22 protein-coding genes are annotated in these 26,356 nt (G+C 66.0%); 15 read left to right on the forward strand and 7 right to left on the reverse strand.

All coding sequences use genetic code 11. The features are described from left to right. The first annotated feature begins 2 nt into the window (after nt 1-2). A complete protein-coding gene (locus AC19YX_RS23755) occupies nt 3-6,362 on the forward strand; it encodes an AAA domain-containing protein (RefSeq protein ID WP_500607183.1) in 6,360 nt (2,119 codons plus the stop codon). Then, the gene (locus tag AC19YX_RS23760; protein WP_500607184.1) at nt 6,359-7,693 is read left to right on the forward strand and encodes a hypothetical protein; all 1,335 of its coding nucleotides are present in this window, start codon (nt 6,359-6,361) and stop codon (nt 7,691-7,693) included. The genes AC19YX_RS23755 and AC19YX_RS23760 overlap by 4 nt, the downstream gene beginning before the upstream one ends. Before the next feature lie 36 nt (nt 7,694-7,729). On the opposite strand, the gene AC19YX_RS23765 is transcribed toward AC19YX_RS23760, so the two are convergent. From AC19YX_RS23765 to AC19YX_RS23775, 3 genes are all read right to left on the reverse strand, one after another. Then, a complete protein-coding gene (locus AC19YX_RS23765) occupies nt 7,730-8,500 on the reverse strand; it encodes a MetQ/NlpA family ABC transporter substrate-binding protein (protein ID WP_078470602.1) in 771 nt (256 codons plus the stop codon). 78 nt (nt 8,501-8,578) lie between these two features. After that, on the reverse strand, nt 8,579-9,244 hold the full coding sequence (locus tag AC19YX_RS23770; protein WP_078470603.1) for a methionine ABC transporter permease: 666 nt from the start codon (nt 9,242-9,244) through the stop codon (nt 8,579-8,581). Nucleotides 9,245-9,254: 10 nt separating this feature from the next. After that, nucleotides 9,255-10,478, reverse strand: a complete 1,224-nt coding sequence (locus tag AC19YX_RS23775) for an SfnB family sulfur acquisition oxidoreductase (protein ID WP_500607185.1) — start codon at nt 10,476-10,478, stop codon at nt 9,255-9,257. Nucleotides 10,479-10,758: 280 nt separating this feature from the next. On the opposite strand from AC19YX_RS23775, the gene AC19YX_RS23780 reads away from it, so the two are divergent. The 10 genes from AC19YX_RS23780 to AC19YX_RS23825 all read left to right on the forward strand — a co-directional run bounded on the left by AC19YX_RS23780 (nt 10,759) and on the right by AC19YX_RS23825 (nt 18,747). Beyond that, nucleotides 10,759-11,217: a VOC family protein gene (locus AC19YX_RS23780; RefSeq protein ID WP_078470605.1), complete on the forward strand. Its 459-nt coding sequence runs from the start codon at nt 10,759-10,761 to the stop codon at nt 11,215-11,217. Between the two features lie 285 nt (nt 11,218-11,502). Continuing rightward, the gene (locus tag AC19YX_RS23785) at nt 11,503-12,714 is read left to right on the forward strand and encodes a PepSY-associated TM helix domain-containing protein (protein WP_078470606.1); all 1,212 of its coding nucleotides are present in this window, start codon (nt 11,503-11,505) and stop codon (nt 12,712-12,714) included. After that, nucleotides 12,711-13,253, forward strand: coding sequence for a PA2404 family protein (locus AC19YX_RS23790; RefSeq protein WP_078470607.1), 543 nt, complete (start codon nt 12,711-12,713; stop codon nt 13,251-13,253). The genes AC19YX_RS23785 and AC19YX_RS23790 overlap by 4 nt, the downstream gene beginning before the upstream one ends. Beyond that, the gene (locus AC19YX_RS23795) at nt 13,250-13,597 is read left to right on the forward strand and encodes a hypothetical protein (RefSeq protein WP_078470608.1); all 348 of its coding nucleotides are present in this window, start codon (nt 13,250-13,252) and stop codon (nt 13,595-13,597) included. The genes AC19YX_RS23790 and AC19YX_RS23795 overlap by 4 nt, the downstream gene beginning before the upstream one ends. Then, the gene (locus tag AC19YX_RS23800; RefSeq protein ID WP_201131859.1) at nt 13,594-14,163 is read left to right on the forward strand and encodes a DUF6162 family protein; all 570 of its coding nucleotides are present in this window, start codon (nt 13,594-13,596) and stop codon (nt 14,161-14,163) included. Before AC19YX_RS23795 ends, AC19YX_RS23800 begins: the two co-directional genes overlap by 4 nt. A 35-nt stretch (nt 14,164-14,198) precedes the next feature. After that, nucleotides 14,199-15,128, forward strand: coding sequence for a metal ABC transporter substrate-binding protein (locus AC19YX_RS23805; protein ID WP_020299761.1), 930 nt, complete (start codon nt 14,199-14,201; stop codon nt 15,126-15,128). Then, on the forward strand, nt 15,125-15,880 hold the full coding sequence (locus AC19YX_RS23810) for a metal ABC transporter ATP-binding protein (protein ID WP_078470610.1): 756 nt from the start codon (nt 15,125-15,127) through the stop codon (nt 15,878-15,880). Before AC19YX_RS23805 ends, AC19YX_RS23810 begins: the two co-directional genes overlap by 4 nt. After that, nucleotides 15,880-16,779: a metal ABC transporter permease gene (locus tag AC19YX_RS23815; RefSeq protein WP_078470611.1), complete on the forward strand. Its 900-nt coding sequence runs from the start codon at nt 15,880-15,882 to the stop codon at nt 16,777-16,779. The genes AC19YX_RS23810 and AC19YX_RS23815 overlap by 1 nt, the downstream gene beginning before the upstream one ends. Nucleotides 16,780-16,791: 12 nt before the next feature. Next, nucleotides 16,792-17,763, forward strand: a complete 972-nt coding sequence (locus AC19YX_RS23820) for a metal ABC transporter solute-binding protein, Zn/Mn family (RefSeq protein ID WP_500607315.1) — start codon at nt 16,792-16,794, stop codon at nt 17,761-17,763. A gap of 144 nt (nt 17,764-17,907) precedes the next feature. After that, complete coding sequence (locus AC19YX_RS23825; protein ID WP_078470613.1) at nt 17,908-18,747, forward strand: class I SAM-dependent methyltransferase; 840 nt, start codon at nt 17,908-17,910, stop codon at nt 18,745-18,747. Nucleotides 18,748-18,820: 73 nt separating this feature from the next. On the opposite strand, the gene AC19YX_RS23830 is transcribed toward AC19YX_RS23825, so the two are convergent. The 4 genes from AC19YX_RS23830 to AC19YX_RS23845 all read right to left on the reverse strand — a co-directional run bounded on the left by AC19YX_RS23830 (nt 18,821) and on the right by AC19YX_RS23845 (nt 22,794). Continuing rightward, nucleotides 18,821-19,048, reverse strand: coding sequence for an MbtH family protein (locus tag AC19YX_RS23830; protein ID WP_201131861.1), 228 nt, complete (start codon nt 19,046-19,048; stop codon nt 18,821-18,823). A gap of 81 nt (nt 19,049-19,129) precedes the next feature. Then, nucleotides 19,130-20,542, reverse strand: a complete 1,413-nt coding sequence (locus AC19YX_RS23835; RefSeq protein WP_500607186.1) for an aspartate aminotransferase family protein — start codon at nt 20,540-20,542, stop codon at nt 19,130-19,132. Nucleotides 20,543-20,790: 248 nt separating this feature from the next. Continuing rightward, on the reverse strand, nt 20,791-22,113 hold the full coding sequence (locus tag AC19YX_RS23840) for an ATP-binding protein (protein WP_078470615.1): 1,323 nt from the start codon (nt 22,111-22,113) through the stop codon (nt 20,791-20,793). 3 nt (nt 22,114-22,116) lie between these two features. Further along, on the reverse strand, nt 22,117-22,794 hold the full coding sequence (locus AC19YX_RS23845) for a response regulator (RefSeq protein ID WP_020299753.1): 678 nt from the start codon (nt 22,792-22,794) through the stop codon (nt 22,117-22,119). Nucleotides 22,795-22,948: 154 nt separating this feature from the next. Here AC19YX_RS23845 and dsbD point away from each other — a divergent pair, with 154 nt between their 5' ends. Genes dsbD through dsbG form a run of 3 tightly spaced genes read left to right on the forward strand, consistent with a single transcriptional unit; the run spans nt 22,949 to nt 26,288 of the window. Next, nucleotides 22,949-24,682, forward strand: coding sequence for a protein-disulfide reductase DsbD (gene dsbD, locus AC19YX_RS23850; RefSeq protein WP_201131863.1), 1,734 nt, complete (start codon nt 22,949-22,951; stop codon nt 24,680-24,682). Further along, on the forward strand, nt 24,682-25,545 hold the full coding sequence (locus tag AC19YX_RS23855) for a TlpA family protein disulfide reductase (RefSeq protein ID WP_500607187.1): 864 nt from the start codon (nt 24,682-24,684) through the stop codon (nt 25,543-25,545). Before dsbD ends, AC19YX_RS23855 begins: the two co-directional genes overlap by 1 nt. Beyond that, a complete protein-coding gene (gene dsbG / locus AC19YX_RS23860; RefSeq protein WP_078470619.1) occupies nt 25,521-26,288 on the forward strand; it encodes a thiol:disulfide interchange protein DsbG in 768 nt (255 codons plus the stop codon). The genes AC19YX_RS23855 and dsbG overlap by 25 nt, the downstream gene beginning before the upstream one ends. Nucleotides 26,289-26,356: the final 68 nt, after the last annotated feature.

Raw genomic sequence — 26,356 nt, forward strand, 5'->3', positions numbered from 1 at the left:
CGATGATACGTTTTTGCCCCAATTGCCAGACCGCACGCCCGCTGGCGGAAATCTTTTGCGAAGGCCAGCTGCCGGATGACCGGCCCTGTGGCTGGGAGCTCTCCGCCGAGGCCATCCACCCGGACGGCTGGCACCCTCAACCGGTGATCACCCAGGAACTGCTGGCCCAGCAGCAGACTCTGGACGCCGCGCCCATTGGCCTGCACTGCACCGCCGGGCACCCCATGGACCCCGGCGACATCATGTGCCTGGAGTGCGGCGCCGACCCGGCCAGCGCCGCCCCCGTCACCGACCCGGCGCCGGTGGCGGCCCCGGAACCGGCTGCCGCCAGCGGCGAAACCGTGATCGACGGCTGGCGCCTGCTGCGCCAGATCAGCAGCACCGGCGTGCGCGAACGGTTCATGGCCGAGCAGTTGGACAGCGCCCGCCAAGCGGTGCTGACCCTGTACCAGGCTGGCTCCGAGCCGGACCCGGCAGTGTACGAAGTGCTCAAGCGCCTGCCCCGCGAGCACGTACCGGAAATCATCGCCACCGGGCGCTGGGACGAACGCGCCTATGAAGTGGCCGAAGAACTCACCGGCGGCACCCTGGCCGACCTGGGGATCGTGGTCACTGATGTCAGCGCGGTGCAGCACATCGTTCGCGAGCTGGGCCAGGCCCTGCATGCCTTCAGCGAAGCCGGCCTGCGCCACCGCGACCTGCGCCCGGCGACCCTGCTGGTACGCAGCCGCGAGCCGCTGGACCTGGTGATCAGCGGCTTCGGTTCGGCGCGCCTGTCGGAATTCGACCTGGACATCGTCTCGCCCCTGGAAACCAGCCGCTACATGGCCCCCGAGGCGATTGCCGGCGGCGTGGCCGCAGCGTCGGACTGGTGGAGCCTGGGCATGATCCTGCTCGAGCAACTGACCCAGGGCGCCTGCTTTGAAGGCATCAACGCCAATGCCTACCTGATCCATATCCTGGCCAACGGCGTGCTGTTGCCCGAGGACCTCGACCCGCAACTCGACCTGCTGCTGCGCGGCCTGCTGGCCCGTGACCGCCACCAGCGCTGGCAATGGCCTCAGGTCCAGGCCTGGCTCAATGGCGAGGCGGTCAGCGCCCCCGCCGCCACGGCCGCCGAGGAAGACACCGCCGAAGGCGCAACCATCGCCCTGGACAGCCGGCGCTTTCGCAAGCCCCGGCTGTTTGCCCTGGCCGCCGCCGAAGCGCAGCACTGGGACCAGGCCCTGGACCACCTGCTGCGCGGCGTGATCGTGACCTGGGCCGAACAGGCCGGCCTGGCGCCCAAGTTGCTGGCCGGCCTGCGCCAGGTGGCCCAGCACGAAGGCCTGGAAGATGACGTGCGGCTGATGCTCGCGCTCAAGCTGCTGAACCCGGAAATGCCGCTGATCCAGCGCGGTGACATCGTCACCCCGGGCTGGCTGCTGGAACACCCCCTGGACGGTTATCGCCTGATCAGCGGCCCGGCCCCTGACCTGCTGGAACGCCTGGAGACCGAACACTGGCTGTCGCGGCTCAAGGTACGCGCCGAACAGGTACGCCAGCGCGCCCAGCATCAATCCATCGAACTGGACGAAGACCAGCTGCGGATCTACCTGCTCTCGACCTCCCGCGCGCGCCTGGCGGCGCAGTGGGAAGAGCGTCAGCGCTTGCTGCCCGACAGCGAGCACCACGGCGTGCTGTCACTGTCGGACCGGCGCCTGATCAGCGAAGAAGACCTGATCGTGTTGCTCAGTGCGGCCATCGGCCAGTTCCGTTCGGTGGACGCGATCCTCGAGGAAGCCGCGCAACTGGCCCGGGACGCGGTGGTGCTGAGCTATGAAGACGAAGCGGCGCGCAGCTTGCTGGCGCAGCCACGGCCGTCCATTTACCGCAGCGTCGACGAGCGCATCAGCGGCTTTGCCCGCTGTGGTGTGCCGAGCATCGATGAGTGGGCCGAGCAGTTCCGCCTGGAGCGGCGCATGCCGTTGGCCCGGGCCCTGGTGCTACTGGCGATCCCGGCCGAGCAATGGCTGGAGCCGCAAAAGCAGCATTACGTGTCGCAGATCCTGGATTTCTTCGAGAAGAAGGTTGCCAGCGTGGTCATGCGCGGGCCGCTGGTGCGCATGAGCATCGGCAAGACCACGGCCCGGGTCGACCTCCACGAACTGCACAGCGAACGCAGCCCGGCCCCGGCCCTGCTGGATCACCTGGTAGCGCGCAACGCGCAGCCGATTGCCCTGGACCCGGCCTGCTTCGCCAGCGACGAAGGGCGAGAGGGGCGCCTGAACAGCCTGTACCGGCAAAGCTCGCTGTATAAGCGCGACACCGGGATCGACGGGCTGTACCTGGGCTTTCCGTTCCTGCTGACCCGCGACCCGCGCGGCACCACCCGCACCCGCATCGCCCCGCTGCTGCTGTGGCCGGTCAAGCTGCTGCTGGAAGTCGGCAGCCGTGGCCAGGTGTCCCTGGTGTTCGACAGCGAACGCGAAGAGGTGCGGCTCAACCCGGGCCTGGAAACCCTGCTCGGGATCGACGCCAGCAAGGTCTGGCGCAAGGCCGCCGACGAGCTGCTGGGGCGCTCGGCGCTCAAGGCGGCCGACGTGATGGACGCCTTCGGCATGCTGGCCACCGCCCGTTCGCGGGTGCTGGGGGCACTGCCGCCGGCCACCACCGAGGTGGTCGCCTACCAGGATCAACTGGCCTGCTCCGCGGTGCTGTTCCATGTGGCCTTCATGGGCCAGGCCATCGGCGAAGACCTGCGCCAGCTCAAGGCCCTGCCCCCCGGCGGCACCGGCCTGGAAACCGCCCTGCGCCTGACCGAGGGCAGCACCCAGGCGCCGGCCATGGAGGCGGTGCCGGAACTGCAACGCTTCTTCACCGTGGCCAGCGACCCGTCCCAGGAAGCCGCCGTGCTCCAGGCTCGGCAAGCCCCCGGGCTGCTGGTGGAAGGCCCGCCCGGCACCGGCAAGAGCCAGACCATCGTCAACATGGTGGCCGACGCCATTGGCCGCCAGCGCAGCCTGCTGATCGTCTGCCAGAAGCACGCGGCCCTGGAAGTGGTGCACAAACGCCTGGTGGCCGAAGGCCTGGGCAACCGCATCGTCATGCTCAACGACATCAACCGCGACCGCGAACCGGTGATCCGCAGCGTGCGCGAACAACTGGAGGCACTGTTCAAGGTCGAGGTGGTGGAGCAGCCCTGGTTGCGCCAGCGCGAACGCCTGGCGGCGCGGATCGAAGCCCTGGAAGGCGAGTTGGATCGTTTCCACCAGAGCCTGCACCGTCTCGATGAACACACCGGCCTCAGCTACCGGACCCTGCTCGGCGAGCTGATCGGCCTCGAACAAGGCACCGCGCCGCTGGACATGCCGGTGCTGCGCCAGCGCCTGGCGGCCCTGGACATCGCCGACCTGACGCGCCTGGAAGAAGCCTGCGCGCCCCTGGCCCGGCTGTGGTTGCCGGCACGTTACGAAAACAGCGTGCTGGCCCAGGTCCAGGCCTTTCCCACCGACAAGGCCAGCCTGCAAGCCTTCGACAGCAGCCTGCGAAGCTTTCAGGAAGCCGAGCGCACGCGCCTGCAAACCCTGGACAGCCACCCGGCGAGCTTTGAAGTCGAGGACCCGGCGCCCTATCGCGCCTGGCTCGATGGCCATGTGCAAAGCCTGCTCGGCCTCGACGACAGCCATCGCCACCTACTGGCCCGCTGGCTGCCGCTGTTTCGCAGCCATGGCGGCGAAACGCCCCAGGGCGATGGCCTGATCCAGGCCCTGGAACAACTGGACCTGCAATTGCAGCAGTGCGACCCGGCCCATTACCAGGCCAGCCTGTCGCCGGCCCTCGGCAGCCTGCCACCGGCCGAGCTGCGGGCCTTGCAGAACCGCACCCGCAGCCTGATCCAGGGCACTTCCTGGCTGGCCCGGCTCAACCCCTTGCGCCTGGTGCGCCGCAGCAAGGTGCTGGGCTTCCTCGCCGAACAGGGGGAAAGCGCCAGCGAACAACGGCTGCCGGCCCTGCTCAACGCCGCCCTGCTGGAAAGCCAGTGGCGTCCGCTGCGCCACCAGCTCGGCCAGTTGCACCAGGTGTTGGGCCTGGGCGAAGTGGCCAGCGACAGCGGCCTGGCCCTGCACCCGCTGGTGCGCAATGACCTGCGGCAATTGCAGGACATGCGCGCCCTGGCCCGGGGCCTGGCCGAAGCACCCCGGGTCGACCAGGTGGACGCCGCGATTCTCACCGGCGAGCGGCAGTCCCTGGAAGCCTTGCTCGCTGGCTACGACGCGGCCTTTATCCGCTGCAATGTGCGCCAACTGAGCCTGGCCGCCCTGCAACGCCTGGGGGACTGGCTGGAACCGCCGCTCCTGGCACAGTTGCAAGGCGCGGTGCAGCAGAACCAGAGCAACCTGCTGATCCTCAACCGCCTGGAGGCTGCGCTGCCGACGCTGGCGGCCTATCAGCAGTTCCGGACCCGGGTCGGCCAACTGTCCGCCGCCGACCTTGAACTGTTTGGCGTATTGCGCGAGCAACAAGCGGCCCTCGATGCCGTGCCGCCCGAACAACTGGAGGCGCTGATCCGGCGCATGCTCAATCGCGAAGCGCGCCTGGGCTGGAAACGGCGCATGGAGCAACAGCTGCCGGAGCTGATGCTGGAGCAAAGCGAAACCGCCGCAAAAATTGCCAGCCTTGCCGAAGCCGACGCGCAGATGCGCCTGCTCAATCGCCAGTTGCTCAGCGAGGGCATCGACGCCGCACGCCTGGGCACGCGCAAGCAATGGGAAGACGTGACGCGCCTGACAGGCCGGCGTTCGCGGCGCCTGCGGGAGTTCATCGAGATGGGCTCGAGCCTGGGCCTGATGAGCCTGCGTCCGGTGTGGCTGATGAACCCCGATGTGGCGAGCCGGGTGCTGCCGCTCAAGCCCGGGCTGTTCGATATCGTGATCTACGACGAAGCCTCGCAGATGCCGGTGGAGTTCGCCCTGCCGACCCTGTATCGCGGGCGGGTGACGGTGGTCAGCGGCGATGAAAAACAAATGCCGCCGACCGCGTTTTTCTCCAGCCGGGTCGAGAGTGACGAAGCCGAACTGTTCGACGGCGACCTGCCGGAAGACCAGGACAACGAAGAACAGCGCGAGGAATTCGAAGACACTTGGAACCGGCGCGAGATCAAGGACTGCCCGGACCTGCTGCAATTGGCCCGCAGTTCGCTGCCGGCCACCACCTTGCAGATCCACTACCGCTCGGCCTACCGCGAGCTGATCGGTTTCTCCAATGCCTCGTTCTATGGCAACCGCCTGAGTATTCCGGTGCGCCATCCCCAGGCCAATATCCTCAGCATCAAGCCCCTGGAGCTGATTCGCGTCGACGGCGTCTACCAGCAGCAGAGCAACCTCCTGGAAGCCGAGCGCGTGGTCGAGCACCTGGCCCAGCTGTGGCTGACGCCGTACGACGAGCGACCGTCGGTGGGCGTGGTGACCTTCAACCGCAAGCAGGCCGACCTGATCGAGGAATGCCTGGAACGCCGCGCCGAACTCGACCCGTTGTTCCGCGCCGCCTACAGCCAGGAACGTGAACGCAGCGAAGACGGCGAAGACATGTCGGTGTTCGTCAAGAACGTGGAAAACGTCCAGGGTGACGAACGGGACATCATTGTTTTCTCTTCGACCTTCGGCCGTAACAGCCAGGGCAGCTTCCGCCGCAACTTCGGTGTGCTCGGGCAGACCGGCGGCGAGCGCCGACTCAACGTGGCCGTGACCCGGGCGCGGAAAAAAGTGGTGATGATCACCTCGATGCCGATTGCCGACATCTCCGACATGCTCAGCACCCAGCGCCCGCCGGCCAGCCCCCGGGACTACCTGCAGGGCTACCTGGAATACGCCCGGGCGCTGTCTGCCGGGGAGTTCAGCACCAGCCAGAACGTACTCGGGCGCCTGCTCACCGAACGCCCGGAAGTGCGCCTGCAACACAGCGCCCACAGCGACGGTTTTACCCAGGCTGTGGCGGCCTTTGTGCAAACCCTGGGCTGGACCGCAGCGCCGGCCAACGAAGGCGATGCCTTCGGCCTGGATTTCGCCATCGAAAACCCGGCCACCGGGCTGTATGCCATCGGCATCGAATGCGACACCCCGCGCCACGCCCTGCTCGGCCGCGCCCGTTCGCGAGAGATCTGGCGGCCGTCGGTGCTGCGCCGGGCCATTCCCCATATCCACCGGGTCTCGTCCCAGGGCTGGTACCAGGATGGCGACGCCGAGCGCGCCCGCCTGCAAGCCGCCATCGAACGCGCCCTGAGCCAGCCGGTCGTGGCCCCGCCATTGGTGGCCCCGGCCCCGGCCATAGTCGCCGAGCCGGACGCAGTGCAGCCCCTCCTCGATACGGAAGACACCCCATGAGCGGCCCTAAAGTCGTACGCATCATTACCCGCGAAGAAGTCCTCGAGATCTGCGCCGGCCATTTGCGCCGCCTGGAAAAAGCCATCGCCCGCTGGGAGCAGCAAGCCGCACGGATCGGTGAACTCAACGCCGGCGAACAGGCCGCCACCTACGCCCGTCGCGATCAACTGCGACGCCTGATCGACGCCGACCAGTTGCGTGAACTGCAAACCCTGGTGCCGATCGAGATCGAGTTTCTCCAGCGTGACCTGGCCCAACGCGAAGAGCGCGCGGTGCAACGCGCTGCCGAGCAGCGGCAATGGCAGCGGCGCCTGCGGGAAAACGCGGCGACCCTGCTCAAGGCCCTGCAAGGCAAAGAGGCGCCGGCCGCGCTGCTGGAACAACTGCAAGCCCTGGCAGACGGCCAGGGCGGCGAACGAGCCGAGGGTATTCTGGCCGAGGGCTTTGCCGCACTCAGCGCGGTGCCGCTCGACAGCAGCCTGAGTGAGGCGCAACAACAATTGGCCCGGCGCCTGCAAACCGACACCGCGCCCCAGACCCTGGCCCAGTGGCGCGCCGCCCATGAACAACGCGAACCCCGCCTGCTCGACATCGATCGGCATATCGCCCACCTGCAGACCCTCGACAGCGACGCCAGCGCCGAACCGTACCTGGCCAAGCTGGTGCTGATCGAAAGCGAACACCGGAGCCTGCAACGCAACCTGCTGCTCGACAGCCTGGTGCTGGAACTGGCCGCGGCCACCCGCGCCAGCACCGAACGCCGGGAGCGCCTGGCCCAGTTGCAGGATCTGGCGGCGGAAGTCGAGACCCTGCTCGGCGAAGCGGCCCAGGACGTGCTCAGCCAGGTGCAGCAGTGCGCCGCCGACGACCCGCACAGGGTCAATGAGCTGATCGAACAATGCACCGCACTGATCGCCGAGCACCTGCAACGCCAGGCCGCTTTGGCCCGACGCCAGGCAGTCTTGGAAGGCTTGAGCAGCCTGGGCTACGAAGTCCGTGAAGGCATGGCCACGGCCTGGGCCGACAAGGGCCGGGTGGTGCTGCGCAAAACCGCCACCCCGGGCTATGGCGTCGAAGTCGGCGGCAGCGCCGACAATGGCCGGCTGCAAGTGCGTGCGGTGGCGCTGACCGCCAATCACGACAGCCAGCGCGATCAGGACATCGAAACCATCTGGTGCGGCGAATTCCAGCGCCTGCAAGCTCTGCTCGCGGCCCAGGGCGATGACCTGAGCATCGAAAAGGCCCTGGCCGTGGGCGCGGTCCCGCTCAAGGAAGTGGCGCTGGATGAAGCGCTGGTGCAGCACGACGTGCGTCAACTGCGCACCTTGTGACAACGCCCGTCGGGCACCGGGCGCCGAGTGGGCAAATCAGAAGCCCGGGGCAATCTGACCCTTGTAGCGGGTCAGGATAAATTGCCGGACCTCATCGGAGTTCAAGGCCTTGGCCAGCTTCTGGATCCGCGGGTCGTTGATGTTGTCCGGGCGCGCCACCAGGAACTCGATGTACAGGTCCTTGCCCTTCTCCACGATCAGCGCGCTGTTGGTGTCGATCCCGGCTTCCAGGGCGTAGTTGGCGAAAACAAACGCCAGGTCCACCTGGCTCACCGAACGGGCGAGCAAGGCCCCTTCCAGTTCACGGATCTTCAGATGCTTGGGGTTCTCGGCAATATCGCGCTGGGTGGCCAGGGTGTTGCTCGGGTCCTTGAGCTTGATCAAACCGGCCTCGTGCAGCAGCACCAGGGCGCGGCCGGTGTTCACCGGGTCATTGGGGATCGACACCGTGGCCCCGTCCTTCAACTCGGAGATGTTCTTGATCTTGGTCGAGTAGGCGCCAAAGGGTTCGATGTGCACGCCCACCACCGGCACCAGGTCGGTGTGGCGGGTCTTGTTGAAGTCATCGAGGAACGGCCGGTACTGGTAATAGTTGGCGTCGAGGTTTTTCAGCGCCAGTTGCTGGTTGGGCTGGATAAAGTCGGTGAAGACCTTGATATCCAGGTCCACGCCCTCCTTGGCCAGGGTCGGTTTGACGAATTCGAGGATCTCCGCGTGGGGCACCGGGGTGGCACCGACTATCAGCTTTTCATTGGCGTGAACGCTCAACGACAGGACGGCGGCCAGGATGGCCAGGGACTTTTTCATGCTGTGCTCCTAAGGCAGAGGCGAGTGACCGTCGTGGGGCGCACGTGAGGCCGTTTTTTGGTTTTGAAAAGGAAGGGCTCAACGCCGGCTGTAGCGCGCCACCAGGCGGTCGCCGGTCATCTGCAGGGCCTGAACCAGCACCAGCAGCAGGACCACGGTGACCACCATCACGTCGGTCTGGAAACGCTGGTAGCCATAGCGGATCGCCAGGTCGCCGAGGCCGCCGCCGCCAATCACCCCGGCCATCGCGGTGTAGTCCACCAGGACGATGGCGGTCACGGTGACCGCCGCCAGCAACCCGCCACGGGCTTCCGGCAACAGGGTGTGGCGGATGATCTGCCAAGTGCTGCCACCCATGGCCTGGGTGGCCTCGACCACGCCGCGGTCGACCTCGCGCAGGGCGGTTTCCACCAGGCGCGCGAAAAACGGCGTGCAGCCCACCACCAGCGGCGGGATGGTGCCGGGCACCCCGAGGGAGGTGCCCACCAGCAGCGTGGTCAGGGGGATCAGCACAATCAGCAAAATGATGAACGGCAGCGAACGCAGCATGTTGACGATCACCGACAGCACCCGATAAACGCCTATGGCCTCATGCAACTGGCGCTTGCCAGTGAGAAACAGCAGCACCCCCAGGGGCAGCCCCAGCAGCACGGTAAACCCCAGGGCGGCAAACAGCATGCTCAGGGTGTCGAGGCAGGCCTGGCCGATATCGGCCCAGTAAATATTCTTCAGTAACTCAGCCATGACGTGCGCCTCAGGACCAGTCGTGGCGCGGCGGCTTCACGCCATTGAGCAGCCAGTTGCCGAGCACGTGGTACTTCCAGCGCACCGGGTCGTGCAGGGTGTGCACCCGGGCGTTGCGCCAGTGACGGTCGAAGTTGTGCTTTTTCAGGGTCGAGCGGGTGCCGCCCAGCTCGAACAGCTTGTTGCTGGCCTCGATGGCAATCTCGGTGGTCAGCACCTTGGCCCTGGCCACTGCCAGCGAGGCCCGGGCCACGTTGTCTTCATCCGGCGCCGGACGCGCCGCATCCAGGGCCAGGCCGGCACGTTCCAGCAGGGCCTCGGCGGCTTCCAGGCGGATGTCCAGGGCGCCGATCTGAATGATGGTCAGCGGGTCTTCGCTGGCTTTTTCCACACCGGCATCGATCCATGGCCGCGCATGCTGCTGCACAAAGGCCACGGTGTCGCGCAGCGCGGCGCGGGCGATCCCGGCGTCGATGGCGGCGGTGGTCAGTTGGGCGAAAGGCCCGGCCAGGGTCGGGCTTTCATAGGAGCGGTAGGTGGGAAACAGGTTGAAGGCCGGTACATACAGGTCCTGGGCCAGCACCGTACCGCTGGAGGTGGTGCGCTGGCCCATGCTGTCCCAGTCATCGATCACCGAAAGCCCCGGGGTGTCACGAGGCACAAAGGCCAACTGGCCCTTTTGCTCTTCGTCCAGGGCCAGCACCGCCAGCCAGTGAGCATACAGCGAGCCGGTGCAGTACCCCTTGCGGCCATTGACACGGTAGCCGTCACCCTCGCGACGAATGGTGGCCTGGATGTCCTGCACGTTCTTGCCGCCGGTTTCCGACAACGCATTGGCGAAGCGATGGCCTTGCAGGGCCAGGGCGAAAAAATGCGCCTGCTGCTCGGCGCTGCCCTGCAATCGGATGTCCTCCAGCAGGCAGTAGTGGTTCTGCGGGATCTGCCCCAGGGACGGATCGGCCGCCGAGATGATCGCAATCACCCGTGCCAGGACCGCGTAGGACACCTGGGCCCCGCCAAACTCGCGCGGCACGCTGATGCCCCACAGGCCACTGTTGGAATACAGGTCGACCACCTCGACCGGCACCTGGCGGCTGCGGTCGCGCTCGGCGTCCCGTTCCAGCAGCACGGCGGCGACCCGCTCGGCGACGCTGATGGCTTCGGCCTCGTCGCGGATCACATGGGCAGCGGGCGAATGAATGGGGTAAACGGCAGATTCAGGCAAGGAAGGCATGCAGCGCTCTCGGGTGAATAAAGGTCTGCCAGGGCCATTGCAGCTTCCATGCCGGAAGTTTTAGCCAATGGATTCAATCAGTTGCGCCAGCGCGACCAGCAGTGAAGGTTTCCCTGGCGAGCAAACTGCTGGATCACTGTTGCCCGGCCAACAGCGCGCCACTGTTGCCAGGGCGACACCTCGTCGGCTCGCACCAGGGCCAATGACGCCCGGGCCTATAGTGAATCCACCGGAAAAACCGGCCCACCCGCGTCACTCACCACGATCCAGGAGAAGCGTCATGAGCGTGAATCCGATTCCCGAGGGCTACCCCAGCATCACCCCCTACCTGGGCATCCAGAAGGCCGCCGAGGCCATCGAGTTCTATAAAAAGGCCTTCGGCGCCGTTGAAGTCATGCGCCTGAGCATGCCCGACGGCGGCATCGGCCATGCCGAACTGCGCATCGGCGACTGCCCGATCATGCTCGGCAGCCCCTGCGAGCAGGGCCCCTTGAGCAACCCGCAGGCCTCGCCGTCGGTAGGGCTGCACCTGTACGTCAAGGACGTCGACCAGCAGTTCGCCCAGGCCATCGCTGCCGGCGGCCAGGTGGTGTCCGAGGTCAAGGACCAGTTCTACGGCGACCGCAGCGGCACCCTGAAGGATCCGTTCGGCCACCTGTGGTTCCTCGCCAGCCGCAAGGAAAACCTCAGCAATGAAGAAATCAGCCAGCGCGCGGCGCAGATGTTTCAACAGGCCTGAGCCCGAAACGTGCGGCACCTCGCGGACGACCGCCCATGGCTGACCCTTAGCGGCTCATCAGCCCTCCCGCCCCCTGTGGCCTGGCCCAGGCCCGGGGCTCGGTGGGCCGCTGACTGGCTCTGAAACATTTCCTTTCATATCCGCCTGCGGGTTTTAAGATTCTCATTCGTCTTAATTAGATGCAGCCGGCCGCGTTGGCTAAACCTATGCCTCCACTTTTTGTGCCCGGGGCATGAGGTCAATTTGCCAAAGCGGCTCCACTCCTCGAATCAAGACGTGCATTCAATGTCGAAGAAGTCTCGCTCAAAAATCTGGTTTCTCGTCCACAGCTGGCTGGCGCTGCCCATCTGGTTCTTTGTGCTGATCGTGTGCGTCACCGGCACCCTGGCGGTGGTCAGCCAGGAGATCGTGTGGCTGGCCAACCCGGATGTCCGGGCCAGCAAACCGTCGGATGATGCCCAGGCCCTCAGCTACGACCAGGTGGTCGCGGCCATCAAGCAGGCCGAGCCGCAGTTGATGGTGAGGTCCATCAGCACCCCCGATGAAGGGCATTTCGCCCTGGATGCCGCTGTTACTTATCCCGACGGGCGCTCGGTCACGGTGTACGTCAACCCTTATACCGGGGCCATCCAGGGGGTCAGCCCGCAGTTCAACTTCCAAGCCTTCACCCGTGCCCTGCACGGCTGGTGGCTGGTGCCCTTCACCAACGGCTACAGCTGGGGCTGGTACCTGGTGTCGCTGCTGGGCCTGCCGCTGCTGGTGTCACTGATCACCGGGCTGGTGGTCTACAAGAAGTTCTGGAAGGGGTTTCTCAAGCCCAACCTGCGTTTCAAGCACGGCGCGCGGATTTTCTGGGGCGACTTCCACCGCCTGAGCGGCATCTGGTCGATCTGGTTTATTGCGGTGATCTCCATTACTGGCACCTGGTTCCTGATCGAGGCGATCCTGGCCGATAACCACATCAGCATTTCCAGCGAAGCCGTGGTTCCGGTGATCGCCCGTGAAAGCGTGCCGATGTCGCTGGACGGCAAGCCCGCGCCGATGATCGGCCTGGACGAGGCGATCGCCATTGCCACGCAGAAAATCCCCGGCTTCGACATCAGCTTCGTCAGCCTGCCGAGCAACGCCTACAGCCACTTGTACGTCGGCGGCCGTGGCTGGTACCCGTTGATGTTCCAGACCGCCAACATCAACCCCTATACCGGCTCGGTGGACACCACCAGCCTGCTGGCGGACCGCACTTCCCTGGAGTTCGTCACCGAATCCATGCGTCCGCTGCACACCGGCGATTTCGGCGGCCTGTGGATCAAGCTGATCTGGTTCTTCTTCGGCCTGGTGCTGAGCATGATGGTCCTCAGCGGCCTGCTGATCTGGACCAAACGCACCGCACTGGCCACCGCCAACGCGCTCAAGCGCAGTAACAAACCGGCCCGTAGTAGCACCCCGCCCCGGGCTGTCCCGGCGATGAACACCGACACCCCGGAGGGCAACCTGTGAGCCAGGCAACCACTACCACACCGACCTCGGGCCTGAGCCGGCTGTGGCACAAATGGCGTTTCCACCTGAACATCCTGCTGTTGCTGATCCCCCTGGGGTTCATGCCCAAGTACTTTGCCGACGCCGCACTGTTTCGCGGTGACAGCGGCCTGGGCGAGCGGGAACTCGGGGAAATCCAGGTCGGCCCCTGGAGCTTGCGCCTGGCCGAGTTGCGCAATGAAGCACCACGCCTCGACGGCCCGGCCGGTTACATGAAACGGTTTAACGCCGCCCTGTGCGAGGCCTGCGTTGATCAGGTCAAGGCCACGTACCTGCGCATCGGCAAACCGCGCAGCCTGCGCGCCGCCGGGGTGATTTTCTTCGGCACCCCGTACCGCCTGGCTGCCACCTTGCCGGTCGCGGAAAAAACCAAGGCCGACGCCGAACTGTGGATCACCATGGAAGGCTGGGACGGCAGCATGCACCAGGCCGCCATCCCCCTGAGCCAAGCGTCGCCCGCCACCATTGCCTGGCTGAACAAACAAGGAGGCAAACCATGATCTTCGCCGCACCCCTCTCCCGCCTGCGCCTGTTGCGCAGCGCCCTGCTGCTGGCCGCCGGCGCCGCATTCAGCGGCAACGCCCTGGCCCACAACCCGATGTGCGAATGCAAGGCCATCGACGCCGAGCAGATCCAGTGCACCGGCGGTTTCTCCGACGGCAGTGGCGCCCCGGGGGTGACCCTGGACGTGATCGGCTACGACGAAACCATCCTCGTCCCGGGCAAGCTGGGCACTGACTCGACACTGACCTTCAAGAAGCCGGCGTCGGAATTCTACGTGCTGTTCGACGCCGGCCCCGGCCACGTGGTGGAAATCGACCAAGCCGATATCGAGGCCCCATGAGCGCCTCCACAACCCAGATCGTGCGCCCTGCCGGCGCCGGCCACGAAACCCTGTACGTGCTGCTGTTGTGCCTGGTGATCCTGGCCGTGGCCGGTTCGGTAGCGCTGCTGCGCGGCGAGTCGCAGACCGTCAGCAGCGTCGACAGTCATCAACTGGACGCCCGACGCGACCTCAGCGCCGGCGAACAGGGGATCTACGCCGACCTGCGGGTGACCCTCGACGAAATCCACCTGTTGCAAGCCGAGGCCCAGGCGCTGCCTACCCCCGCGCAACTGGCCGCAGAAGGTTTCGCGCCCTTTGCCCAGGACGCCAGCTCGATCAGCCGTGGCGACCACGCCTGGCAATTGCTCGGCCAGGCCTATGTCGGCCTGAGCCAGAACCCGCAAGTGGCAGGCTCGTTTGTGATGCGCATCGGCGCTGACCCGAGCAACCCGGCTATCTGGCTCAACCGCAGCAAGCCCCTTGCCGCCCCGACCGACTTCAGTGACCAGGCCCTGCTCGATGCCGGCTGGAAACAGGTGGTCGCGCAATTCGATGCCGGGGTGACCCGCCAGCATCGGCACTGAAACTCCGCATTCACCCGAGAGAAGACTGCTTGCCCATGCCTATTTCATCTCTACGTCGCCCGCTGCTGCGCGGCTTGCTGGTCGGCCTGCTGGCCCTGCTGCTTGCGCCCCTGGCCCAGGCCGATCAAGCCAAGCGCCTGCGCATCGGCATCACCCTGCACCCGTATTACAGCTATGTGGCCAATATCGTCGGCGACAAGGCCGAGGTGGTGCCGCTGATTCCCGCCGGCTTCAACCCCCACGCCTACGAACCGCGCGCCGAAGACATCAAGCGCATCGGCACCCTGGATGTGATTGTGCTCAACGGCGTGGGTCACGATGACTTCGCCGACCGCATGATCGCCGCCAGCGAGCGCCCCGACATCCCGGTGATCGAGGCCAACGAAAACGTACCGCTGCTGGCCGCCACCGGTGTGGCCGCCCGCGGCGCGGGCAAGGTGGTCAACCCGCACACCTTCCTCTCCATCAGCGCCTCCATTGCCCAGGTCAACAACATCGCCCGCGAGCTGGGCAAGATGGACCCGGACAACGCTAAGACCTACACCCAGAACGCCCGCGCCTATGGCAAGCGCCTGCGGCAGATGCGCGCCGACGCCCTGGCCAAGCTGACCAAAGCCCCCAACGCCGACCTGCGAGTGGCCACGGTGCACGCGGCCTACGACTACCTGCTGCGCGAGTTCGGCCTGGAAGTCACAGCCGTGGTCGAGCCGGCCCACGGCATCGAGCCCAGCCCCAGCCAGCTGAAAAAGACCATCGACCAACTGCGTGAGCTGGACGTGAAGGTGATCTTCTCCGAGATGGACTTCCCGTCCACCTACGTCGACACCATCCAGCGCGAATCCGGGGTCAAGCTGTACCCGCTGTCGCATATTTCCTATGGCGACTACAGCGCCGAGAAGTATGAAAAGGAAATGACCGGCAACCTCGACACCGTTGTCCGGGCGATTCAGGAGGCCGGGGCATGACCGCCATTGAAACCCTGACCCGCGGCCCGTCCATCGAGTTCGCCCAGGTCAGCCTGACCCTGGGCCGCACCACCATCCTCGACAACGTCAGCTTTGCCGTGCAACCCGGCACCGTGCACGCCCTGGTCGGCCCCAACGGCGGCGGCAAGAGCTCGCTGATCAAGACCCTGCTCGGGCAGATGCCGCACCAGGGCCAACTGAGCCTGCAGTGGCCGGGTGAACCGGGGGTGATCGGCTACGTGCCCCAGGCCCTGGAATTCGACCGCGGCCTGCCGATGACCGTCGACGACTTCATGGCCGCCATGTGCCAGCGCCGTCCGGCCTTCCTCGGTCTCAGCCGGCATTACGCCGGGGCCATCGGCGAAGCCCTGGAGCGGGTCGGCATGCAGGACAAACGCAAGCGGCGCATGGGTGCGCTGTCCGGCGGCGAACGCCAGCGCGTGCTGCTGGCCCAGGGCTTGATCCCGGCCCCGCAACTGCTGGTGCTGGATGAGCCGATGTCGGCCCTCGACGAAGCCGGGATCCAGGTCTTCGAGCGCCTGCTGGGCGACTGGCGCCGCGCCGGGATCACCCTGCTGTGGATCGAGCACGACCTGGAAGCGGTCGGGCGCCTGGCAGACCGGGTGACCGGCCTCAACCGTCGCGTGCTGTTCGACGCCCATCCGCAACAGGCCCTGACTCCGGAACGCCTGCTGACCCTGTTTTCCACCCATCCGCGTCCCGCCGACGCCACCTGCGAGAGTGCCGCCTGATGAGTTATGAAGCTGTGCGCCTGACGATCCAGGGCTGGGCCTCTTCCGGGTATCTGCCTGAAGCCCTGGCCTACGGCTTCGTGGTCAACGCCCTGCTCGCCGGCCTGTTGATCGGCCCGGTGCTGGGCGGCCTGGGCACCCTGGTGGTGGTCAAGCGCTTTGCGTTCTTCTCCGAAGCCGTGGGCCACGCGGCGCTGACCGGGGTCGCCATCGGCATTCTGCTGGGCGAACCTTACACCGGGCCCTACGGGAGCCTCTTCGGCTACTGCCTGCTGTTCGGCATCCTGCTCAACTACCTGCGCAATCGCACGGGCCTGGCACCGGACACCCTGATCGGCGTGTTCCTCTCGGTGTCCCTGGCCCTGGGCGCCAGCCTGCTGCTGATTTTGGCGGGCAAGATCAACGTGCACATCCTCGAGAACGTACTGTTCGGCTCGGTGCTGACGGTCAACGGCAACGACCTGCTGGTGCTGGCCGTGGTCGGCGCACTGGTCATGGGCCTGAGCCTGCCGCTGTACAACCGCATCATGCTCGCCAGCTTCAACCCGCAACTGGCAGCGGTGCGCGGGGTGGCGGTGAAAAGCCTGGATTACCTGTTCGTGATCCTGGTAACCCTGATCACCGTGGCGGCGGTGAAAGTGATCGGCGCGATCCTGGTGGGCGCGCTGCTGGTGATCCCGGCCGCTGCCGCACGCTTGCTGAGCCAGTCGCTGAAGGGCTTTTTCTGGATCTCGGTGTTGATCGCCACGGTCAGCACCCTGTGCGGCATTCTCGCGCCGATCCTGTTCGACCTGCCCATCCCCTCCGGCGCCGCGATCATCCTGGTGGCCGGCATCGCCTTCGCCCTCGCCGCCATCGCCCGCGGCACGGTCCCCAGTCTGAAAGGGAATATCGGATAAATGCTTCGTTCAATGCACACTCCCCTGCGTCACCTGACCGTCGCCCTGGCCCTGGCCGGGCTCGGCATCAGCCATGCCGGCGCCGTCGAACGCTTCGAGCCGATGCACATGCTCGCCAGCAACGGCCTGGGCAATGCGGCCCTGCACTCGGCCACGGCCAGCAAGCCGGTCACCGTACTGGCCTCGTTGCCGGTGACCTTCGGCCTGGGGCAGATATTGCTGCAAGGCACGCCGGTCAAGCTGGAGCGGGCAGCACCGGCCAACCTCCCGGGTTCGCGGCAGACCGCCTACTTCACCGGGCGCGGCGCCCCGGCCCTGAGCAAACTGGCCCTGAGCGCCGACGCGGTGATTGGCCTGCGCTCGATCTGGCCCGACGATCCGCTGTACCCCAACGCCCGGCGCAGCAATATCCATGTGGTCGAAGTCGACGCCGCGCGGCCGGTGGATGGCGCCTTGCCGGGCATCGCCCTGCAACCGGGCAAGACCGATGGCCTGAACAGCCAGCCCTGGCTGTCGAGCAACAACCTGGGGCGCATGGCCGATGTGCTCGCCGCCGACCTGGTGCGCCTGGCCCCCGAGGCCAAACCGAAGATCGAAGCCAACCTGGCCGCGCTCAAGCAGCGCCTGCTCAAACTCAGCGCCGACAGCGAAGCGCGCCTGGCCGATGCCGATAACCTCAGCACGTTCAGCTTGAGCGAACACTTCGGTTACCTGATCAGCGGGCTCAACCTGGAGTCGATCGGCGTCGATGCACGGCCCGACAACGAATGGACGCCCCAAACCCTTGAACAACTCAAGACCCAGCTCAAGGACAACGACGTGGCCATCGTCCTCCACCACCGCCAACCGTCCGACGCCGTGAAAGCCGCGATCAGCGCCGCAGGCAGCCAGTTGCTGGTACTGCAAACCGACAGCGACGACCCCCTGACCGAGCTGGAAACCAACATCGGCCAGGTCACCCGCGCCCTCACGCCTCAATCCTGAGCGCTGTAAACGGGAGCCGGCGAGCGGGCATCCGCAACCCGGCACCTACAGGCCGTTACGCGCTTACAAAAACCTTCAGGAAATAGCCCCCTAGCCGGTGCTAACCTGCCGTTCGCCTTCAAGGACCGACAGGAGCCCTGCCCCATGAGCGACTACCTCAAGCTCAACCAAGCCAACTGGGACGAACGCGCACCGCTGCATGCCGCGTCCGAGGAATATGCATTTCAGCGCTACCTCGACGACCCCCACCACCTGTCGTGCGTGGTGCGTTTCGATCAACCGCTGCTGGGCGATATCCGCGGCCTGCGGGCCGTGCATCTGCAATGCCATATCGGCACCGACACGCTGTCGCTGGCGCGCCTCGGCGCGCAGATGAGCGGGCTGGATTTCTCCGCGGCGTCGCTGGTCCAGGCCCGCAGCCTGGCGGAGCAATGCGCCACGCCGATCACCTATGTGGAGTCCGATGTCTACGCGGCCTGCGAGGTGCTGCCCAAGGCAAGTTTCGACCTGGTCTACACCGGCATCGGCGCCCTGTGTTGGCTGCCGAGCATCGACCAATGGGCACGCACCGTCAGTGAACTGCTCAAGCCCGGTGGCCGGCTGTTCCTGCGCGATGGGCACCCAATGATGATGAGCCTCAACGAAGACCGCCAAGACGCCCTGGTGGTGGACCGCCCCTACTTCGAACAGGCGCAGCCGCTGAGCTGGAACGATGAGACGACCTATGTGCAAAGCGAAGTCCGGATCAAGGCCAGCCAAAGCTACGAGTGGAACCACGGCCTGGGCGAGGTCATCACCGCACTGCTGAAATATGGCCTGCAGATCAGCGCCCTGGTGGAACACCAAAGCATTCCCTGGGAAGCGCTGCCTGGGCAGATGGTCTTGGACGACCAGGAAGAATGGCACCTCAAGGAAGCGCCATGGCGCTTGCCATTGAGCTACACCCTTGTGGCCACGGCCGCAGGCTGCGCCAAGCACACCTGACACATCACGGCGTTGTGGTGAGCCCTGTAGCCGCTGCCGCAGGCTGCGGCTACAGGCGCGGCGTATCTGGGATTTACTGCGCCGCGACGGCCTGGCCATCCATTTTCTGGCGCAGGCTCAGGGGGCGCATGTCGGTCCAGACCTCTTCGATATAGGCCAGGCATTCCTTTTTGAAGCCGCTCTTGCCGACGGTGCGCCAGCCTTGTGGCACGGCTTTGTAGTCGGGCCAGATCGAGTATTGCTCCTCGTGGTTGACCACTACCTGAAAGAGGATGTCCTCGCGGTCAAATACTGAAGTCATTGCGTGTCTCCATCGATATAAGGTTCGCCACGCCACGTGCGCGGCCACTGTGTAAAAGGAACGGATCAGCGCGGCAATAAATTACAAACTGCTCACCGCAGCAGCCACCGCCAGGCTGAAAATCTTCGCCACCTGGTCAATTTCCGCCGCGGTAATCACCAACGGCGGCAAGAAACGCACGACGCTGCCATGGCGTCCGCCCAACTCCAGGATCAACCCGCGCTTGAGGCACTCGCGCTGCACCAGTGGCGCCAACTGCCCGTAGTGCGGCGGGTGGCCCTGGGCATCGCGCTCGCCTTCGGGGTTGACCAGCTCGACGCCGAGCATCAACCCACGGCCACGAATATCCCCCAGTTGCGGGAACTCGCGTTGCAGGATCCGCAAGTGCTCGGTCAAGCGCTCCCCCATGGCAGCCGCGTGCTCCGGCAGACGATGCTCCTTGAGGTAACGCATCACCGCCGATCCGGTAGCCATGGCCATCTGATTGCCACGGAAGGTGCCGGCATGGGCCCCCGGCAACCAGGTGTCGAGCCAGTCGCGATAGACCATGACCGCCATCGGCAAGCTGCCGCCAATGGCCTTGGACATCACCACCACATCGGGAATGATCCCCGCGTGTTCGAAAGCAAACATCTTGCCGGTGCGGCCGAAACCGCTCTGGATCTCGTCGACGATCAGCGCCACGCCGGCCTTCTCGGTAATCCGCCGCAGGCCGCGCAGCCAATCAAGATCGGCCGGGATCACCCCGCCCTCGCCCTGCACCGCCTCGACGATCACCGCCGCCGGCAATTGCACGCCGGCTTCCGGGTCGCTCAACAGATTTTCCAGGTAATGCAGGTTGACCTTGACCCCGGCCTCGCCCCCCAGGCCGAACGGGCAGCGGTAGTCGTAGGGGTAGGGCAGAAACTGCACACCGCTGCTCAACAGGCCGGCCATCGCGCGCTTGGGGCCCAGGCTGCCCATCAGGCTCAAGGCGCCCTGGCTCATGCCGTGGTAACCGCCCTGGAACGAGAGCACGGTGCTGCGGCCGGTGGCGGTTCGCACCAGCTTCAACGCGGCTTCCACCGCGTCGGTGCCGGTGGGGCCGCAAAACTGGATCTTCGCCTCGTCGGCCAGGGCCTGGGGCAACAGGCCGAACAGGTCCTGGACAAACTGGTCCTTGACCGGCGTGGTCAGGTCCAGGGTCAGCAGCGGCAATTCGTCGGCCAGCACTTGCTGGATGGCCTCGATCACCACCGGGTGGTTATGCCCCAGGGCCAGGGTGCCGGCACCGGCCAGGCAATCGATAAAGCGCCGGCCTTCTACGTCCTCGACATAAATGCCGCGCGCGCGCTTGAGCGCCAACGGTATGCGCCGTGGGTAACTGCGGGCGTTGGACTCCTGGCGGGCCTGACGCGCCAGCAACGGCGATTCGTTGAACTGATACAGGGTTTCGGCCGGCGCGGGGCTGACCCGCGCGGGCTGATCTTCAATAAGGCTGGTAACGGCTGACATCGCAAACCCTCACGCTGGAATTGACCAAAACTGCTCACCAGCCAGAGGCAGCCGTGACGGCGCACACTCGCAGGTTTTCCTGTTCTGGAAACGCACCAGCACGACAGGGATTTACACCCAGGGGACAGTTAATTGCTCAACGGCAGGTGCCGGGCAATCCGCATCCGGCGACGTGGGCCCGTGAGCGGTCATCAGCCGCGTTGCTCCAGTCACGAAAAAGACCCAGGGCGTGATGCCCTGGAGTGGGATCAGGCGGCGTGCAGCGGCAAGGTCAATTCGACCCGCAGGCCATCCGGCCGGCTGTCGAACAGCAAGGCACAACCGCAGCGCTGGACGATCGCCTGGACAATCGCCAGCCCCAGGCCACAGCCGGTGCTCTGGCCATTGCGCCAGAAACGCTGGGTCAGGTGCTGCAGGTCTTCCTGGGCAATACCGGGGCCATGGTCGCGCACCTGAAAGCGCACACGGCTGCCGACGGTTTCCAGGGTCAGCTCCACCGGCGCGTCGTCCGGTGTGTGGCGCAAGGCGTTGTCCAGCAGGTTGCGCAGGGCGGCAATCGCCAGCACCGAGGGCATTTCCACCGGTGCGGTGGCCACCGAGTCGTTCAGGTGCAGACGGATCCGCTGGCGCGCGCCGCTGGCCGCGTCCTGGATCGCCAGGCGCGCCACCTGCTCGGCGTTGCACTGCACGCCGTCGTCGAACGACAGGCTGCCCTCGACCCGGGCCAGCAGCAGCAATTGTTCCAGGGTCCGGTGCATGCGGTCGGCGCCCTCTTCGGCGCGGGCCAGGGATTGGTCGCGCGCGGCCCCCTCGGTCATGCGCGCCACTTGCAGGTGGGTCTTGATCGCCGTCAGCGGGCTGCGCAGTTCGTGGGCGGCGTCGCCGGTCAGGCGGCGTTCCCGTTCCAGGGTCTTGGCGATCCGCTGGAACAGCTGGTTCTGGGTTTCCACCAACGGCCGCAGTTCACTGGGCATCGGGTCGATCTGCAACGGCTCCAGGGAATCGGCGCTGCGCCGCATCAAGGCGTCGCGAATACGGTTGAGCGGCGCCAGGCCCTGGCCGATGCCCAGCCAGAACAGCCACAGGCACCCCAGTAGCGCCACGCCTACCGGCACCGAGGCCGCCAGCAGCACCGACATGTTCAGGGCTTCGCGCTCCACCTGGCGATCAGCGGTGGTGATGCGCAGGTTGTCGCGGGCCAGGGTGAAACTGCGCCAGCGCGCGCCGTCAATCATCTGGTCATGAAACCCCAGTTTTTCGGCCTCCAGTTTCTGCTCCGGGGTGCTGTGGCTCCGGGCCAGGATCTCGCCCCGCAACGAGCTGACCTGGCACGCCATGCCGCCGGGGACGTTCAATTGCTGGGCACTGAAATGGGTGCCCTCACCCTTGTTCGGCAGCTCCGGCAACTGCTCCAGCAGGCCGGCGACCATGCGCGCCGAAGCCACCAGGCGCTGGTCGAGGGAAAACATCATCTGATTGCGCAGGTCGCTGAGCATCCAGGCCGCCGCCAGGGCCCAGATCAGGATAAAGGCAGCGCCCAGGGTCAGACTCAGGCGCAGGCGCAGGCTCATCACTCAGGCGTCCTCCCCGCCATCTGCCGGCCCCAGGCGATAGCCCAGGCCGCGCACGGTCTCGACGATGCCGTTACCGAGCTTGCGCCGCAGGTGGTGGATGTGCACGTTCAGCGCGTTGCTCTCCAGCTCGTCGTTGAAGCCGTAGACACTGTCTTTGAGCTGCTCGCTGGAGAGCACCCGACCACGGTTGTGCAGCAGCGCCTGGAGCAGCGCCTGCTCGCGTCGGGAAAGGTCTACCGGTGCGCCGCCGAGCAGGGTTTCCCGGGTGCTCGGGTCGTAGCTGAGGCGGCCATGCTCGATCAGGTTGACGCTGCGCCCGGCCACCCGGCGCAACAGGGTGTGCAGACGGGCGGCGAGTTCACGCAGGTCGAAGGGTTTGAGCAGGTAATCGTCGGCACCGGCCTGCAGGCCGTCGACGCGGTCGGTGACCGAATCGCGTGCGGTAAGGATCAACACCGGAATCTCCAGGCCTTGCTGGCGCTGTTGCTTGAGCAGCTTGAGGCCGTCTTCATCAGGCAGGCCCAGGTCGAGCACCATCACATCGAACTCGGCCACCCCGAGCATGGCCCGCGCCGCGGAAGCGGTGGCGACATGCTCCACGGTCAGGCCCTGGGCCGTGAGACCGGCGACTATGCCGCTGGCGATCAGCTCATCATCTTCACAGACAAGTACGTGCATGGTGAGACCTGTAGAAAAGCGTAGATTAAGACCGCGCGGGATTAAGCCGACATTATGGCCCGCACGGCCAACGCCACAAGCTGCGCAGGGTTAATCATCGGTTAATCGCCACCCGCCATTGTGCTCGCTGCCCCCAAAGGTTTAAGGCTTTAGCATGCGTCGATTGTTTATTTTGCTGTGTTTACTGGTCTCGGCCGTGGCCCAGGCGGGGAATAACCCGTTCGAGGTCAAGCCGGACTTCCTGCCGGTCGGCAAGGCTTTCGTGTTCACTTCACAACGTCTCGACTCCGGAGAGACCCAGCTCTATTGGCAAATTGCCGATGGCTACTACCTCTATCAACAGCGGCTGAAACTCGATGGCCTGGCGGATGCGCACAAACCGCCGCTGCCCGAGGGCGAGGCCCATAGCGATGAGTTTTTCGGCGCCCAGCAAGTCTATCGCCAGGGCCTGGAACTGAAGATCCCGGCCGGCGCCAGCGGCAAGATCAAGGTCGGCTGGCAAGGCTGCGCCGACGCCGGCCTGTGCTACCCGCCGCAATCGCTGGAGGTTGACCTGGGGGGCAGCCCGGCGCTGGCCGGCAACACCACGCAAGCGGCGGACCAGGCCCTGGCCAGCAGCCTGCAACAGCAGAGCCTGGGCTGGAGCCTGCTGCTGTTCTTCGGCCTGGGCCTGGTGCTGGCCTTTGCCCCGTGCTCGCTGCCGATGCTGCCGATCCTCGGCGGGCTGGTGGTGGGCAGTGGCGCCAGCCCCCGTCGCGGCCTGGCCCTGGCCAGCAGCTATGTGCTGAGCATGGCCCTGGTGTATGCCGCCATGGGCGTGATTGCCGCGCTGCTGGGCAGCAACCTGCAAGCCTGGCTGCAACAGCCCTGGGTCCTGGGCAGCTTCGCCGCGCTGTTCGTACTGCTGGCGCTGCCGATGTTCGGCTTCTTCGAATTGCAATTGCCCGCCTTCCTGCGCGACCGCCTGGAAGACGCCAGCCGTCAGCGCCAGGGCGGCAGCCTGATCGGCTGCGGCATTCTCGGCGCCCTCTCCGCCTTGCTGGTCGGCCCGTGCATGACTGCGCCCCTGGCCGGCGGCCTGCTGTATATCGCCCAGACCGGCGACCTGGTATTCGGCGGCCTGGCCCTGTTTGCCCTGGGCCTGGGCATCGGCCTGCCACTGTTGCTGCTGGTGACCGTGGGCAACCGTTTCCTGCCCAAGCCCGGGCCGTGGATGAACCTGCTCAAGGGCGCGTTCGGCTTCATGTTCCTCGGCACCGCGATCTACATGCTGCGCCCGGTGCTGGACGCCAGCCTGTGGATGGGCTTGTGGGGCGCCCTGGGCCTGGTGCTGGCCTACGCCACCTGGCAACAACGGGCCATTGCCGGACGGCTGCTGCACCTGTTCGGTGCCGGCGCGCTGCTGGTCGGCTTGTGGGGCAGCCTGCTGCTGGTGGGCGCTGCCGGCGGCAGCGACAACCTGTGGCAACCCTTGCAGGTCTACAGCGGCGGCAACGTCGCCAGCGCCGCGACCACCGACGAAGCGTTCCATACCGTCAAGACCCCGGCCGAGCTGCAAGGCGCCCTCGACAGTGCCAAGGCCCAGGGCCAATGGGTGCTGCTGGACTACTACGCCGACTGGTGCGTGTCGTGCAAAGTCATGGAGAAGCAGGTGTTCGGCCAGGCCACTGTCATGCAGGCCCTGAGCGACGTGCGCCTGCTGCGCCTGGATGTCACCGCCGACAACGCCGACAGCCGCGAACTGCTCAACCGGTATAAAGTGCCGGGGCCGCCGAGCCTGCTGTGGATCGGCCCGGACGGCGAAGAACGTCGTAGCCAGCGGATCACCGGTGAGGTAGATGCCGCGGCTTTTCTGCAACGCTGGACCATCACCCGGGAAGCCCGTTGATGCTGACCTTTACCATCGGCACCTTTGCCATCGCCCTTAACCACCTGCTGTTGATCAGTGCATTGGCGCTCGCCACCCTGATTGGCTGGAGGGTGGCCAAGCGCGGTGGTGAAAACCCCGAATCGGTGCTGTTCAGCCTGTTCCTGCTCGGCCTCCTGGCCGCGCGCGCAGGCTTTGTGCTGGCCTACTGGAAACACTATCGCGATGACCTGTGGCAGATCGTCGACCTGCGCGACGGCGGCTTCCTGGTCTGGCCCGGGGTCATTGTCCTGGTGCTCGGGGCGCTGGCCTGGGGCTGGTGCCGGCCGGCGCTGCGCCGGCCCCTGGGCGCCGGGGTCGGCAGCGGCCTGGCGTTCTGGCTGCTGGCCAGCCTGTCGTTGACCCTGTACGAGCAAGGCACGCGCCTGCCCGAGATCACCCTGCACAGCGCCACCGGCGAAAGCGTGCAATTGACCGACTATCAGGGCGGCCCGCTGGTGATCAACCTCTGGGCCACCTGGTGCCCACCGTGCCGGCGAGAAATGCCGGTGCTGGAAAAAGCCCAGCAGCAACGCCCGGACCTGACCTTCTTGTTCGTCAACCAGGCCGAAAGCATGCAAAGCGTCAGCACCTACCTGGCCACCCAGGGTCTGAACCTGAACAACGTGCTGTTCGACGGCAGCGGTCGTCTCGGCAAGGCCGTGGGTTCGATGGCGTTGCCGACTACCCTGTTCTACAGCGCCGACGGGCGCCTGTTGGGCAGCCATCTGGGCGAACTGTCCGAGGCCAGCCTGGCCCGCGCCCTGGAAAACTTCGACACGCCGCACACCTCGGCGCTCGCCCCTTCAAGGAAACTGCCATGCCCTTCATCCGCCACCTGCTGACCCTGTCCCTGGGCGCCGCCCTGCTGCCGGTAACCGCGCTGCACGCCGAAGAACTGCCGGCGCCCATCCGCAAGATCGAAGCCAAGGGCGCCAAGATCATCGGCAGCTTCGACGCCCCCAGCGGCCTCAAGGGCTACGCCGCGCAGTACCAGAACCGGGGCATGACCCTGTACCTGACCGCCGACGGTCAGCACGTGCTGCTGGGCAACCTGTACGACGCCGACGGCAAGGACCTGAGCGCCGAGCCCCTGCAAAAGCTGGTGTACGCGCCGATGTCCAAGGAAGTCTGGGCCAAGATGGAAGCCAGCAACTGGATCGCCGACGGCAACAAGGACGCGCCGCGCACCGTGTACCTGTTCAGCGACCCCAATTGCCCGTACTGCAACATGTTCTGGGAACAGGCCCGGCCCTGGGTGAACGCAGGCAAGGTCCAGCTGCGGCACATCATGGTCGGCATCATCCGCGAAGACAGCCCGGGTAAATCCGCCGCCCTGCTCGCCGCCAAAGACCCGCAGAAAACCCTGGCCGAGCACGAAAAGGCCGGCAAAGGCAGCACCCTCAAGCCCCTGGCGAAAATCCCGGCAGCCATCCAGGCCAAGCTCGACGCCAACATGAAGCTGATGGAAGAACTCGAACTGTCCGCCACCCCGGCGATCTTCTACCTCGACGACAAGGGCGAGCTGCAACAGCAGCAAGGCGCGCCTTCGCCGGACAAACTGCTGAAAATCCTTGGTCCGAAATAAGCCATCCCGCCCGCGGTTTCCCTGATTCAAGCAGCAGGCAGAGGTGGATCAGCACCTCTGTGTCCGCG

It is taken from the genome of Pseudomonas sp. MF09150, assembly GCF_059862355.1.